We start from the raw sequence: 13,102 nt of genomic DNA, 5'->3' as shown, positions 1-13,102 counted from the left end.
GATGCAGAGGGCGGGACTCGTCGCCGGTGAGCTGTTCGCCGGCTACCGAATCGAACGTGTGCTCGGCCGTGGCGGAATGGGGACGGTGTATCTGGCGGCGCACCCTCGGTTGCCGCGGCAGATCGCCCTCAAGCTGCTCAGCCGGGAGCTGTATGCCGACGAGGAGGTCAGAGCGCGGTTCGAGCGGGAGGCCGATGTGGCAGCGCGGCTCGATCATCCGAATGTGGTGTCGGTTTTCGACCGCGGCGCCGAGGACCATCAGCTGTGGATCTCGATGCAGTATGTCGACGGCAGCGATGCCGCGGCGTTCCGAGGCGCGTCACTGGATCCGCGGCGAGCGCTGCACATCCTCGGGCAGACCGCGGACGCCCTCGACCATGCGCACGAATCCGGTGTCCTGCACCGCGATGTGAAGCCGGCGAACATTCTGTTGACCGCCGCGCGCACCGGCGGTGACCGGGTGTTGCTGACGGACTTCGGCATCGCTCGACTCCGCGACGACGCGCACCAGCTGACCCGCACCGGGGAGTTCCTTGCGACGCTGGCTTACGCCGCCCCGGAACAGCTTTCGGGGCAGCCGGTCGATCATCGAGCCGATCAATACGCACTCGGATGCACTCTGTTCGCCCTACTCACCGGCGAAGCGCCTTTTGCCGCAACCAATCCCGGTGCCGTAGTCGCCGCGCACCTGACCAGCCCGGTGCCGCAGGCGAGCCGAGTCGCGGCGCATCTTCCCAGCGCGATCGATGCGGTGATCGCCCGCGCGATGGCCAAGGATCCACGGGATCGGTTCGGTGATTGCACCGAGTTCGCCGAGGCGGCCTATGCGGCGGTGACCGGTGTCCGTCCGTCGAACGGACCGCGCAGTGTCGAGGTGATGTCGTCCGCGAGAGCTGTGGCGTCGGTTGTGACTCCGACCTATGCGACGCCGCAAACGCCGGACATTTCGCCGGCCGCGCCGCAGTCTCCGCAGGCGCTGCCACAGCCTCCGCACACGATGCCGCAAACTCCGCGAGCCGCGACGCAGACTACGCATGCGTTGGCGCACACTCCGCCTCCGGCGCCACAGACCGCACCGACGCTTCGGGCATACACACCGCCGCATCCTGATGTGCCACAAGGGCACCTCGCACCCCAGTCGCTCGCGGCAGACCCGCCGTCGTCTGGTGGGCAGCATGAGCGGGACCGGCAGCGGCGAACAGTGTCCTCGCGTTGGCGTGCGCTGGCCGTAGCGCTGTTGGTGCTGGCCGTAGTCGCCATCGTCGGCGTGGCCGGCGCCGCGGCTGTCTACTGGAAGTACGTGCGCCCGCACCGGTTGCCCGCGCCGCCGGTGTGGGGTGCCGAGCAGTCCATCGTGCAGGCATTCCCCCAGCTGATACCGCCGAACCCGAATGGAACGGCCTGGCGGGGTGCGCGCTGTTCCGCGGTGGCAGTGCCCACTGCCGAACCGGGTGATCCGGTCCCGCTGCGGCAGATCACCTGCACCCACCAGGACGGACTGATCGTGTGGTTCTCCGAATACGCGAGCGGCGATGCGGTCGGCGCCTACCTCGCCGCCAAGACGACGCAGGTCGGTGCGCGGCCGATCGAGGACCACGCCAGTGTGCTGGTGTTCCGGCCGCTCGATGCCGCGGCCCCGTTCACCTTGGCCGCGCGGGCGCGGGGCACGAAGTTTCCCGACACGGTGTCGGTGGAGGTCTCCTGGCCGAACCACACCTTCGAGCAGGCCAGCGAACAGTGGTGGGAGCGGGCGCCGTTCTGACGGCCATCGCGGCTCGCCGACACGGCTCGCGGTCACGCGCGATCATCGACGAACGGCGTTAGCCTGGTTTATGGACGCTGTCACGGTTGTCCCCACCCCCGGCAATGAGCCGGTGCATTCCTACGCACCGGGTAGTCGTGAGCGGGAGTCGCTGGTTGCCGAACTCGCCGAGATCTCCGCGGACTCCGTGGATGTGCCGCTGGTGATCGGGGGTAAACATCGACCTGGCATCGGGCAGCGGCACCCGATCGTCGCGCCGCATCGACACCGCCAGGTGCTGGGGACCTATACCGATACCACTCACTCCGAAGCGCGCGGTGCGATCGAAGCGGCAATGGCCGCCGCGCCCGGCTGGCGCAGGTTGCCGTTCGACGAGCGGGCCGCCATCTTCCTGCGAGCCGCCGATCTGCTCGCGGGGCCGTGGCGGGAAACCGTCGCCGCCGCGACCATGCTCGGTCAGTCGAAGACGGTCCAGCAGGCCGAGATCGACGCGCCGTGCGAACTGGTCGACTTCTGGCGGTTCAATGTGGCATTCGCGCGCGGGATTCTGCAGCAGCAGCCGGAGTCGAGTGCGGGGGTGTGGAATCGGCTCGACTACCGGCCGCTGGAAGGTTTCGTCTACGCGATAACCCCGTTCAATTTCACCGCGATCGCCGGGAATCTGCCGACCGCGCCCGCGCTGATGGGCAATACCGTGGTGTGGAAACCGTCGTCGGCGCAGACACTGTCGGCGTTCTACACGATGCGGCTGCTCGAGGCGGCGGGCCTGCCGCCTGGGGTGATCAATATGCTGACCGGCAGCGGCGTCGAGCTCTCCGAAGTGGCGCTGGCCGATCCGCGGCTGGCCGGCATCCACTTCACCGGATCCACCAAGACCTTTCAGCACCTGTGGGGACAGGTGGGCGCCAATATCGGCCGTTACCACGGGTATCCGCGGCTGGTCGGTGAGACCGGCGGCAAGGACTTCATCGTCGCGCACCCGTCTGCCGATCCGGAGGCATTGCGCACCGCGCTGATTCGAGGTGCCTACGAGTATCAGGGACAGAAGTGTTCGGCCGCCTCACGCGCGTATATCGCCCGATCCGTGTGGCGCATGATGGGTGACGACTTCCTGACGCTGACCAGGGAACTGACCTACGGCGATGTGACCGACCTGTCGAACTTCGGTGGCGCGCTGATCGATCGACGCGCCTATGACAAGAACGTGGCCGCCATCGAGCGAGCACGGGCGGCAGGGATCGCCATCCCGGCGGGCGGTGCATACGACGACAGTGAAGGGTGGTTCGTGCGGCCGACGGTGCTGCTGGTGGACGATCCGCGCGACGAGTCGTTCGCCACCGAATATTTCGGGCCGATCCTGTCGGTGCATGTCTACGACGACACCGAACCCGGGGCTTATCCGGCCATCCTCGCCGAGGTGGAATCGGCTGCGCCCTACGCGCTGACCGGTGCGGTGTTCGCCCAGGACCGGCACGCCATCGAACAGGCCTCCGCCGCACTGCGATTCGCGGCGGGCAATTTCTATGTCAATGACAAGCCCACTGGTGCGGTGGTCGGCCAGCAGCCCTTCGGTGGCGCCCGCGCCTCCGGCACCGACGACAAGGCCGGGTCGCCACTGAACCTGCTGCGGTGGGTGTCGCCGCGCACCGTCAAGGAGACCTTCGTGCCGCCGACGGACTATAGGTACCCGCACATGGAGGAGGCGTAGCGTGATGAATCCGCTGCGGCCTGCCATTCTCGCCGTGGCGGGGTCGCCGCGGATGAAGCGAATGCTCACCGGGATTCCCGTCACGGCGAACATCGTGCGTCGGTTCGTGACCGGGGAAACCCGCGACGAGCTGATCCCGGTGGTGCGGGGACTACTGGGCAGTGGTCGGATGATCAGTGTCGACTTCCTCGGTGAGAACACCACCGACCGTGCTCAGGCGGATGCCACGCTCGCGGAATATCTTTCGTTGATCAATGATCTCGCGGTCTTGGACGACGGCCGCAGCGGCGGCGCGGCCGCGCGGATCGAGGTTTCGGTGAAACTGTCCGCGCTCGGTCAGGCGTTGCCGGACGACGGACCCGCGACCGCCACCGAAAATCTGCGCATCCTGTGTGCCAAGGCCGTGCAGGCGGGCGTGTGGGTCACCGTCGACGCCGAGGACCACACCACCACCGATGCGACCTTGGCGACAGTACATGCCGTGCGTGCCGAATTTCCCTGGCTCGGAGCGGTATTGCAGGCCTACCTGTACCGCACCGAGGCCGACTGCCGGGAGCTGTCGGGTGCCGAGGTGCGAATCCGGCTGTGCAAGGGCGCTTATCGTGAACCGCGTGCCGTCGCCTTCCAACGCGCTTCCGAGGTCACCGACTCCTACCTACGCTGCCTCGACACCTTGATGCGCGGCGCCGGTTACCCGATGGTGGCTTCACACGATCCGGTGCTCATCACCGCTGCCCAGCAGCTCGCTGCCGAAACCGGTCGGGGCACAGGCCGATTCGAGCAGCAGATGCTGTACGGCATTCGCGACGCCGAGCAGCGGCGGTTGGCCGCCGCGGGCACCGCGATGCGGGTGTATGTGCCCTATGGCGACCAGTGGTACGGCTATCTCACCCGCCGCCTTGCCGAGCGTCCGGCGAACCTGGCGTTCTTCCTCCGCGCGCTGGCCGGTGATTCCTGACGCAGTGCTCGGGTCACTCGGTCGCGCCGCGGGAGATCGGTCGATCAGAGCAGCGGCTTACCGAGACGATGCCGCCTGCGCATGTCATAGAGAAAGGCATTCATCGGAAAGAGCCTGGCCTGCTTCGGAAGTCGGCCGTGTACGGCCCCGATGGCGCCCAGCAGCGCGACCGCGAGCCGGTTGTGCCGTGCGGTCCAGGTCATGCGCATCTGGTCGCGCAGCTGCGGTGGCAGTAGGGCGGTGACCACGAACCGCTGGAACGGTGCGAAGACCCGCAGCGGCCGGGGGGCCATCTTCAGGTCGATGAGATGGTCGAAATAGGCGCGGGTGCGTGCGTCGATGGTCTTGGTTGCCAGATTGGTGTTCCAGTACTCCGCGAACGCCTTTCGGTCGGCGGGCCACATCTCCCTGCGCATCTGCAGCGTGGTCCCGAACCGGGCGGCGTACTGATAGAACACCTCCGCGGTGTCCTCGTCCATCGGGCCGTGCAGTCGTTCCTCGAGATCGACGACGCCCCAGTAGAGGCAGGCGGCCACCCACAGCTGCAGTTTCGGGTCGAAGGCGTTGTATTCGACCGCCGCGCCCGGCTCGGAGTGGATCGGGCGGTGCGACTGGTTGACGGCCTCTCGATAAACCGCGCGGTCCTCCTCGGTACCCATCATCGCGACCGCCAGATAGGTGAGCGTGGTGCGCAGTCGCTTCCATGGGTGCAGATCGACCCGGCCGGTCTCGACCGTGCTGTCCATGACGCCGTAGGCGACGGGCTTCAGGCTCAGCTGCATGATGACGTTTGCGGTGCCCCCGAGAAAGGCCGCGACGCCGCTCCACATCTCGTCGACGGCGAAGTCGTCGGCCGTGCCGTAGCGGCAGCGCAGGGCCGGTTCGGGCGTCGTTGCGGGAAGGGGCGCGGTCATCGTTGGCCTCGTCTTTCCTGATCGTGGTGCGATGGTTGAACGGTGAGAGCTTTGAGTGCTCACCTTCTCATCGACTCGCGGAGAGTGTCAATCGGTAGTCCGGGTGGTCTCATACCAGTGGTGTGCCTCGGCGCATCCGTCTGCGCAGGTCGTAGAGGTAGATGTTCAGTGGGAACAGCCGTGCCGGCTTCGGCAGTCGGGTCTGTACCGCCGAGATCCCCCGCAGCAACCGGTCGAATCGGCGCTGATCACGGTCGGACCAGGTCAGGTGCATCTCGTCGCGCAGGTGCTGCGGTAGCAGGCCCGCGACGAGGAAGCGCTGCAGTCCGGCGAAGCTGCGCTGAACCGGTCGCGGCATCATCTTCAGATCGATCAGGTCGTTGAAATAGTCGCGCAGCTCGGGCTCGATCGAGCGGGTGGCCAGGTTCTCGTCCCAGTACTTCTGAAATGCCGAGCGGTTGGCCGGCCACATTTCCGGCCGCAGCTGCAGCGTGGTGCCGAGTCGGGCGCAGTATTGATAGAACGCCTCGGCGGTGTCGGGATCCATCGGCCCGCGCATGCGCGTGTAGAGATCGTCGATGCCCCAGTAGAGGCTGGCGGCCACCCAGAGTTGCAGCGTCGGGTCGAAGGCGTTGTATGCCACCGGGCTCGACGCGCCCGACCGGACCGGTCGATGCGATTCGTCGATTGCGGCCCGATAGCGTGCGCGTTCCTCGTCGGTGCCCATGAGTGCGACGGCGAGATAGCTCAGGGTGGTGCGCAGGCGTTTGATCGGGTGCAGCGTGACCTTGCCGCTGTCGACCGTGCTCTCCAGTACGCCGCGCCCGACGGGGCGCAGGCTCAGCTGCATGATCACGTTGGCGGTGCCGCCGAGAAAGGCGGCGATGCCGTCCAGGTGTGCGCCGATGGTCTTTGGAGTGAATGGCGGAACCGACGATCGGGCGCGATCCGGGTCCGACCCGTGGCCGTCGTTGCGCAAGGGGGCGGTCATTGTTGACCTCGTCTTTCTGTGTCCATCCGCACTGCTGCGAGCGAACTTATGAAAAGATTTGTCTTAAACCTTCTCATTGCCTCGACGTGGTGTCGATCACTGCCCGCGCGCGATGACGAGTTAGTACCCAATCGCCGATGATGGCATGCAATGCTGTTGGTGTCATCGTTTCACCGACGTGGATAGGGGTGGGGACATGGCGAGGCTGACCAGACTGTTGGCGTTGGTGCGCAGTACCGGCCCCGAGGACCGCAATCAAGCGCGGGTGCTCGACGCCGCCCTGCTGGCATTCCTTGATTTCGGCATCAAGCGCACCAGCATGGTCGAGGTAGCCCGGCGCTGCGGGCTCTCGCTCGCGACCCTCTATCGGCGTTTTGCCAGCAAGTCCGATCTCATCCAAGCGGTCGGGTTGCGCCAAGCGCGTCAGTTCATCGACGAGGTGGACGCCACCCTGCAGCGGCAGGTCGATCGGGACGCGAGCGCCGAGGATCAGATCGTCGAGCTGTTCGTCGCCTTCCTGAATGGGTTGCGCGGCAACAAATTACTGGACCGGCTGCTGAAGACCGAGCCGGAGATCGTGCTGCCGTACCTCACGGTCAAGGGTGCTCCGGTCATCGAAATGGGTCGCGACTATCTCGCCGAATTCATCACCCGGCTCCAGGGCGAAGGCAAGCTGCCCGACTATGACCCGGAGCCGCTCGCCGAAATGATTGCGCGGACGGCGGTTTCGCTGGCGCTCACGCCGCAGACGGTCATTCCGCTGGGTGACGATGTGGCGGCGCGGAAGTTCGCGCGCGACCACGTCGTAGTCTCGTTCCGTGTCACCTGATGGCCTGTCGGACGAAGTCCGCCGACAGCCGCGCCGGGCCGAGCGAATGCGAGGCGACCGCAGCCCGCGCCGGGCCGAGCGAATGCGAGGCAGCCGCCTAATAGGCGCAGCCGGGCGTAGTCCGACCGCAGCCCGCGCCGGGCCGAGCGAAGGCGAGGCAGCCGCCTAATAGGCGCAGCCGGATGTAGTCCGACCGCAGCCCGCGCCGGGCCGAGCGAAGGCGAGGCAGCCGCCTAATAGGCGCAGCCGGATGTAGTCCGACCGCAGCCCGCGCCGGGCCGAGCGAAGGCGAGGCAGCCGCCTAATAGGCGCAGCCGGATGTAGTCCGACCGCAGCCCGCGCCGGGCCGAGCGAAGGCGAGGCAGCCGCCTAGATCGTCCGGCCACCCGGGACTCAGGCCAGGCGCAGGCCGAGCCGTCGCCGGATGCGCATGTCCCATAGGAAGGCGTTGACCGGAAAAGTCTTGATCTGCTTCGGCATTCGGCCTTCGATGGCGCCGACCGTGTGCAGCAGCCTGGCCAGCGCTATGTCGTCGCGCGCACTCCAGGTCATACCCATTTCAGTGCGCAGATGTGGGGGCAGTAGTCCGGTGGTCACCCAGCGGTGCAATCGGCCGAAGGTCAGCTGCACCGGGCGCGGGAACATCTTCAGATCGACGATCTCCCAGAAGTATTCGCGGATCGGGGGATCGATGGTCGTCTTCGCCAAGTTCTCGGTCCAGTAGGAATCGAACGCGGACCGGTCGGCGGGCCACAGGTCCGAACGCATCTGCAACGTGCTGCCCAGTCGTTCGGCGTGCCGATAGAACGCGTCGGCGACAGTGTCGTCCATCGGGCCGTGCATGCGCTCGTAGAGGTCGCGAGCCCCCCAATACAGGCAGGCGGCCACCCACAACTGCAGTTTCGGGTCGAAGGCGTTGTACTTCACCGGGCTGTTCGCGGTCGAGCGCACCGGTTTGTGCGAGCGGTTGATGGCGTCGCGATAGGCCGCGCGCTCGTCGTCATCGCCGAGCATGGCGACGGCGAGGTAGGTGAGCGTGGTTCTGGTCCGTTTGATCGGGTGCAGCATGATCTTGCCGCTGTCGACGGTGCTCTCGACTACGCCATAGCCGACCGGTCGCGTGCTGAGCTGCATGATGACGTTCGCGGCGGCGCCGAAGAACGCGGCGGACCCGTCGAGATACTGCCCGACGTCGAACTCCTCGGGCTGCGTCGACGGGTGGGTGGGTGCGCCAAGCGGGCTGGTCATCATCGACCCCGTTCTCGTTGCTGAGAAGGATATGGATCAACGTTCTCACTGCCTCATGGGCGTGTCAACAGCCGCGCGCAGGTTCATCGAGCTGTGATCGGCGCGGCCACGCCTCGGGCGGTGCGACAGGTTCGTGCGCCGCCGAAGTAGCGTGAGCGAATGTCGTTCGGTGCGCCCCTGCTGCTTCGGTCCCTGAATCCGCTCGCGGTCGCCGCCGGGGAGGACATCCCCGATGCGGTCACTATCGACGGCGTGACGCTGTCACGCAGCGACCTACTCGGTGCGGCGACCTCGGTGGCCGAACGTATCGCCCGTGCGGAGCGAGTCGCGGTGCTGGCCAAGCCGACCATCGGCACCGTGCTCGCGGTGGTCGGCTGCCTCATCGCCGGGGTCACCGTCGTTCCGGTGCCACCGGACGCCGGGATCGCCGAGCTCGAGCACATGCTGAACGATTCGGGAGCCCAGGCGTGGCTGGGGGAGGCGCCTGCGGGGACGATGCTGCCGGTGGTCCCGGTCCGCGTCCATGCCCGCTCGTGGCACACCTACCCCGAACCCGATCCTGCCGCAGCGGCATTCGTGCTCTACACCTCAGGGACGACCGGCCTCCCCAAGGGTGTTGTGCTCAGCCGCGCCGCCATTGCGGCCGGGCTCGATGCCCTCGCCGACGCCTGGTCGTGGACCGCGAACGACGTTCTGGTGCACGGGCTTCCGCTGTTCCACGTGCACGGACTGATACTCGGGGTGCTGGGCCCACTGCGCGTGGGCAGCCCGCTGATCCACACCGGCAAGCCGACCCCGCAGGCATACGCGGACGCGCCGGGCACGCTGTACTTCGGTGTACCGACGGTGTGGTCTCGCATCGCCGAGGATCCTGATGCCGCACGGCAATTGGCGAAGGCACGCCTGCTCGTCTCCGGCAGTGCGCCATTGCCGGTGCCGGTGTTCGAGCGGCTGCGCGAGCTCACCGGCCACGCACCGATCGAACGGTACGGCATGAGCGAAACAATGATCACGCTGTCCACGCGGGCCGACGGCGAGCGCCGACCCGGTTGGGTCGGCGTCCCGGTCGCGGGCGTGCGAACCCGAATCCGTGACGAATCGGGTGTGCCCGTCCCGCACGACGGCGAAAGCATCGGCGGGCTCCAGGTGCAGGGGCCGATGGTCTTCGACGGCTACCTCGACCGGCCCGAGGCGACCGCCGAATGCTGGACCGCCGACGGCTGGTTCAAGACCGGCGACGTCGCGGCCATCGACGCCGACGGCTTCCACCGCATCGTCGGCCGGGAATCGGTCGACCTCATCAAGTCCGGCGGCTACCGCATCGGCGCGGGCGAAGTGGAGACCGCGCTGCTCGGGCATCCCGAGGTCGCGGAGGCCGCCGTCGTCGGACTCCCTGACGCCGACCTCGGTCAGCGTATCGTCGCCTATGTCGTACTGCGCAGCGCGGCAACGGATTCTATCGAGAAGGCGCTCATCGAGCACGTGGCCGAGCAGCTTTCGGTGCACAAGCGGCCACGCGAGGTCCGCGTGGTGGCGGCGCTCCCGCGCAATGCCATGGGCAAGGTGCAGAAGAAACTGCTCGGGTGAGCGCCGTCTACGCCTCAGGCCAATCGGGCCTCCGACGACCCGGGGGTGCGTCCCCACAGCGCGACCATGGTGTGGATCAGGTGCGGCTGATCGGCGAACCCGGCGTGCGCGGCCACCTCGGCGGCCGGGCGGAAGGGCAGTTGTAGTCCGGCCTCGCGCAGCCGATGCCAGCGCCGCAGTGCGGTCAGCGGTCCGCCGATCGTCTGGACCGACAGTTGCCGCGGGCGCCGGGCCGACAGACCCACACTTGCGGACATGCTCGCGATATCGGTGTCGTCGTCGAGCAGGTCCAGCGGGTGAACCGGGGGCATTTCGGTATTGACCTCTACTTAGGTCGAGGTCTTACAGTCGCGGCATGACCGCAACTCTGACGCCGGAACAGCTCGAATACCTGAACACGCAGCGGCTCGGCCGCTTGGCGACGGTGCGTCCGGATGGATCGCCGCAGAACAGCCCCGTCGGCTTCCGCTATAACGCCGAACTCGGCACGATCGACATCGGCGGCTGGAATATGGGCGCCTCGAAGAAGTTTCGCAACCTCGCCGACAACGATCGGGTGGCCTTCGTTGTCGACGATGTCGTCTCGGTGCAGCCCTGGCGGGTGCGGTGCCTCGAAATCCGCGGCACCGCAGAGGCTCTGACCGGTGTGCAGTCCTACATCGACGGTGAAATCGGCGAGTTGATACGAATCCACCCGCACCGAATCATTGCCTTCGGGCTCGTCGAAAGCAACTGAACGCTGTCGGTGTCGAGGGCAGTGAGATGGTGGTTCCGGGCCGCAGTATCGGCCACCATGTCACTACCCTCGCTGCTGGCGCGGGGTCAGTCGTTGGCGTGCAGGGCGGCGTTGAGCTCGATGCCGGTTCCCTTGCGTGGCACCACTTCGACGGCACCGGTCAGGGAGTTGCGGCGGAAGAGGAGGTTGTTCTGGCCTGCCAGCTCCGAAGCCTTGACGACGGTGCCGTCGGGGGTGGCGACCTTGGTGCCCGCGGTGAGGTACAGGCCCGCTTCCAGCACGCAGTCGTCACCGAGCGGGATGCCGAGGCCGGCGTTCGCGCCGAGCAGCGAACGCTCGCCGACGGAGATGACAGTGGTGCCGCCACCGGAGAGGGTCCCCATGATGGAGGCGCCGCCGCCGACGTCGGAGCCGTCGCCGACGACAACGCCCGCGGAAATGCGACCCTCGACCATCGAGGTGCCGAGGGTGCCCGCGTTGAAGTTCACGAAGCCCTCGTGCATGACCGTGGTGCCCGAGGCCAGATGCGCGCCGAGGCGGACCCGGTCGGCGTCGCCGATGCGGACGCCGGAGGGGAGCACGTAATCCACCATCCGCGGGAACTTGTCCACGCTGTAGACGGTGACGGGCCCGCGGGCGCGCAGCTTGGCGCGGGTCAGCTCGAAGCCCTCCACCGCCGCGGGGCCGTGGTTGGTCCACACCACATTGCTGAGCAGACGGAACTGGCCGTCGAGGTTCAGCCCATGCGGGTGAACCAGGCGGTGCGAGAGCAGGTGCAGGCGCAGGTAGACGTCGTGCGCGTCGACCGGGGCTGCGGCGAGATCGGCGATGGTGGTCTGCACCGCGATCGCCTCGACGCCGCGGGCATCGTCGAAGCCGACGAGCGCCGCGAGCTCATCGGGAGCCTGGTCCAGCCGCTTGGTGCCGGTCTCGGCGAACTCGCCCAGTTGCGGGTTCGGGTACCAGGTGTCCAGGACGGTTCCGTCCGCGGTCACATTGGCGATGCCGACTGCTGTTGCTCCCTGAATGCTCACGTCAAGAGAGAATACCGACCGCGGTCCTGTGGCCGGACCGCACGTCTGTGACGTCGAGCGCACGGTGCGGTCCGGCTATCGGAGTGGACCGGCCGGCGGGCGTTCGCCGCTGCGAGCCGGGCGCGCGGTCGACGGCCGGGTGCCCGTCCTCGGTGCCGATCGCGATGGGCACGGACCTAGGCTGAGGCGGTGACCCTCGATCTGCGCGCCGACCCGATCCAGCTCACCGCCGCCCTCGTCGATATCGAGAGTGTGTCCCGCGACGAGGCGAGGATCGCCGATATCGTCGAAGGGGCGCTGCGCGAGCAGACCGTGGGATTCGAGGTGCTCCGGCACGGCAACGTGGTGCTCGCCCGCACCGATCGTGGCCTGCCGACCAGAGTGATCCTGGCCGGGCACCTGGACACCGTGCCCATCGCCGACAACGTGCCGAGCCGATTCGAGGTGAACGAGGCAGGGGAGCAGGTGCTCCACGGCTGCGGCACCGTCGACATGAAGTCCGGTGACGCGGTGTTCCTGCACCTGGCGGCCACCGTCGCCGAACCGGTGCACGACCTGACCCTGATCTTCTACGACTGCGAGGAGATCGCGGCCGAATTCAACGGGCTCGGTCGCATCGAACGCGAGCTCCCGCACTGGCTCGACGGCGATATGGCGATTCTCGGCGAACCTTCCGGCGGCTGGATCGAGGCGGGTTGCCAAGGCACGCTGCGTGTTCGGCTCACCACGGCGGGCGTGCGGGCGCATTCGGCGCGAGCGTGGCTCGGCGACAACGCCATTCATCGACTCGCACCGGTTCTCCAACGCCTCGCCGACTACAAAGCGCGCGAGGTCGATATCGACGGCTGCGTCTACCGCGAGGGCCTGTCCGCGGTACGCGTCGTCGGCGGCGTCGCGGGCAATGTCGTCCCCGATGCCGCCGAGGTGGATGTGAACTTTCGCTTCGCCCCCGACCGTTCGGTCGAGCAGGCCGTCGACCATGTCCGCGAGGTCTTCGCCGGGCTCGATCTGGCCTTCGAGGTGACCGATTCCGCGGCCGGTGCACTGCCCGGCCTCACCGCCCCCGCGTCCGTGGACCTCATCGCCTCGGTGAACTCCCATGGTGGCGGCGGCGTGCGCGCCAAATACGGCTGGACCGACGTCTCCCGCTTCGCCGCCCGCGGCATCCCCGCCGTGAACTTCGGCCCCGGCGATCCGAACCTCGCCCACAAGCGCGACGAACACGTCCCCGTCGCGCAGATCACGGCGGTCGCCGCCATGCTGCGCAGCTATCTGACCGGCGCAGTCTGATCGAGATTCGGCACGGGACGGCGGTGCAACCCTGTGCTGCGCCCC

Annotated in this window: 12 protein-coding genes; 7 read left to right on the top strand and 5 right to left on the bottom strand. The window is 67.5% G+C overall.

Annotation, left to right across the window (positions count from 1 at the left end; translation table 11 throughout):
- Position 1: 1 nt before the first annotated feature.
- The 3 genes from OHQ90_RS37170 (at position 2) to OHQ90_RS37160 (ending at position 4,428) form a co-directional block, all read left to right on the top strand.
- Positions 2-1,762 carry a serine/threonine-protein kinase gene (locus OHQ90_RS37170; protein WP_328405719.1) on the top strand — a complete coding sequence of 587 codons (1,761 nt, stop codon included), beginning with the start codon at positions 2-4 and terminating at the stop codon, positions 1,760-1,762.
- A 70-nt stretch (positions 1,763-1,832) separates the two neighbouring features.
- The gene (gene pruA, locus OHQ90_RS37165; protein ID WP_328405717.1) at positions 1,833-3,470 is read left to right on the top strand and encodes an L-glutamate gamma-semialdehyde dehydrogenase; all 1,638 of its coding nucleotides are present in this window, start codon (positions 1,833-1,835) and stop codon (positions 3,468-3,470) included.
- A gap of 4 nt (positions 3,471-3,474) precedes the next feature.
- Entirely contained in the window at positions 3,475-4,428 is a 954-nt protein-coding gene (locus OHQ90_RS37160; protein WP_328413381.1) for a proline dehydrogenase family protein, read from the top strand.
- A gap of 44 nt (positions 4,429-4,472) precedes the next feature.
- On the opposite strand, the gene OHQ90_RS37155 is transcribed toward OHQ90_RS37160, so the two are convergent.
- Both OHQ90_RS37155 and OHQ90_RS37150 read right to left on the bottom strand, forming a co-directional pair.
- The gene (locus OHQ90_RS37155) at positions 4,473-5,342 is read right to left on the bottom strand and encodes an oxygenase MpaB family protein (protein ID WP_328405715.1); all 870 of its coding nucleotides are present in this window, start codon (positions 5,340-5,342) and stop codon (positions 4,473-4,475) included.
- A 109-nt stretch (positions 5,343-5,451) separates the two neighbouring features.
- Positions 5,452-6,333 carry an oxygenase MpaB family protein gene (locus OHQ90_RS37150; protein WP_328405713.1) on the bottom strand — a complete coding sequence of 294 codons (882 nt, stop codon included), beginning with the start codon at positions 6,331-6,333 and terminating at the stop codon, positions 5,452-5,454.
- 196 nt (positions 6,334-6,529) lie between these two features.
- Here OHQ90_RS37150 and OHQ90_RS37145 point away from each other — a divergent pair, with 196 nt between their 5' ends.
- Positions 6,530-7,162 (top strand): TetR/AcrR family transcriptional regulator, encoded by a 633-nt coding sequence (locus tag OHQ90_RS37145; RefSeq protein WP_328405711.1) that lies wholly within the window; start codon positions 6,530-6,532, stop codon positions 7,160-7,162.
- A 393-nt stretch (positions 7,163-7,555) separates the two neighbouring features.
- On the opposite strand, the gene OHQ90_RS37140 is transcribed toward OHQ90_RS37145, so the two are convergent.
- The gene (locus OHQ90_RS37140; protein ID WP_442941524.1) at positions 7,556-8,410 is read right to left on the bottom strand and encodes an oxygenase MpaB family protein; all 855 of its coding nucleotides are present in this window, start codon (positions 8,408-8,410) and stop codon (positions 7,556-7,558) included.
- A gap of 159 nt (positions 8,411-8,569) precedes the next feature.
- On the opposite strand from OHQ90_RS37140, the gene OHQ90_RS37135 reads away from it, so the two are divergent.
- Complete coding sequence (locus OHQ90_RS37135) at positions 8,570-9,997, top strand: acyl-CoA synthetase (protein ID WP_328405707.1); 1,428 nt, start codon at positions 8,570-8,572, stop codon at positions 9,995-9,997.
- A 14-nt stretch (positions 9,998-10,011) separates the two neighbouring features.
- Here OHQ90_RS37135 and OHQ90_RS37130 read toward each other — a convergent pair whose 3' ends face one another.
- Complete coding sequence (locus OHQ90_RS37130; RefSeq protein WP_328405705.1) at positions 10,012-10,308, bottom strand: helix-turn-helix domain-containing protein; 297 nt, start codon at positions 10,306-10,308, stop codon at positions 10,012-10,014.
- 44 nt (positions 10,309-10,352) lie between these two features.
- Between OHQ90_RS37130 and OHQ90_RS37125 the strand changes: the two genes are divergently transcribed.
- Complete coding sequence (locus OHQ90_RS37125) at positions 10,353-10,733, top strand: PPOX class F420-dependent oxidoreductase (RefSeq protein WP_328405703.1); 381 nt, start codon at positions 10,353-10,355, stop codon at positions 10,731-10,733.
- A gap of 86 nt (positions 10,734-10,819) precedes the next feature.
- Here the strand turns inward: OHQ90_RS37125 and dapD are convergent, their stop codons facing one another.
- Positions 10,820-11,767 carry a 2,3,4,5-tetrahydropyridine-2,6-dicarboxylate N-succinyltransferase gene (gene dapD, locus OHQ90_RS37120; RefSeq protein WP_328405701.1) on the bottom strand — a complete coding sequence of 316 codons (948 nt, stop codon included), beginning with the start codon at positions 11,765-11,767 and terminating at the stop codon, positions 10,820-10,822.
- A 189-nt stretch (positions 11,768-11,956) separates the two neighbouring features.
- Between dapD and dapE the strand changes: the two genes are divergently transcribed.
- The gene (gene dapE, locus OHQ90_RS37115) at positions 11,957-13,057 is read left to right on the top strand and encodes a succinyl-diaminopimelate desuccinylase (RefSeq protein WP_328405699.1); all 1,101 of its coding nucleotides are present in this window, start codon (positions 11,957-11,959) and stop codon (positions 13,055-13,057) included.
- Positions 13,058-13,102: the final 45 nt, after the last annotated feature.

The sequence above is a fragment of the Nocardia sp. NBC_00403 genome, assembly GCF_036046055.1.
Classification (GTDB): Bacteria; Actinomycetota; Actinomycetes; order Mycobacteriales; family Mycobacteriaceae; genus Nocardia.
Note: the sequence above shows the minus strand (reverse complement) of the source record. Positions and strands in the feature narration are given on the sequence as shown.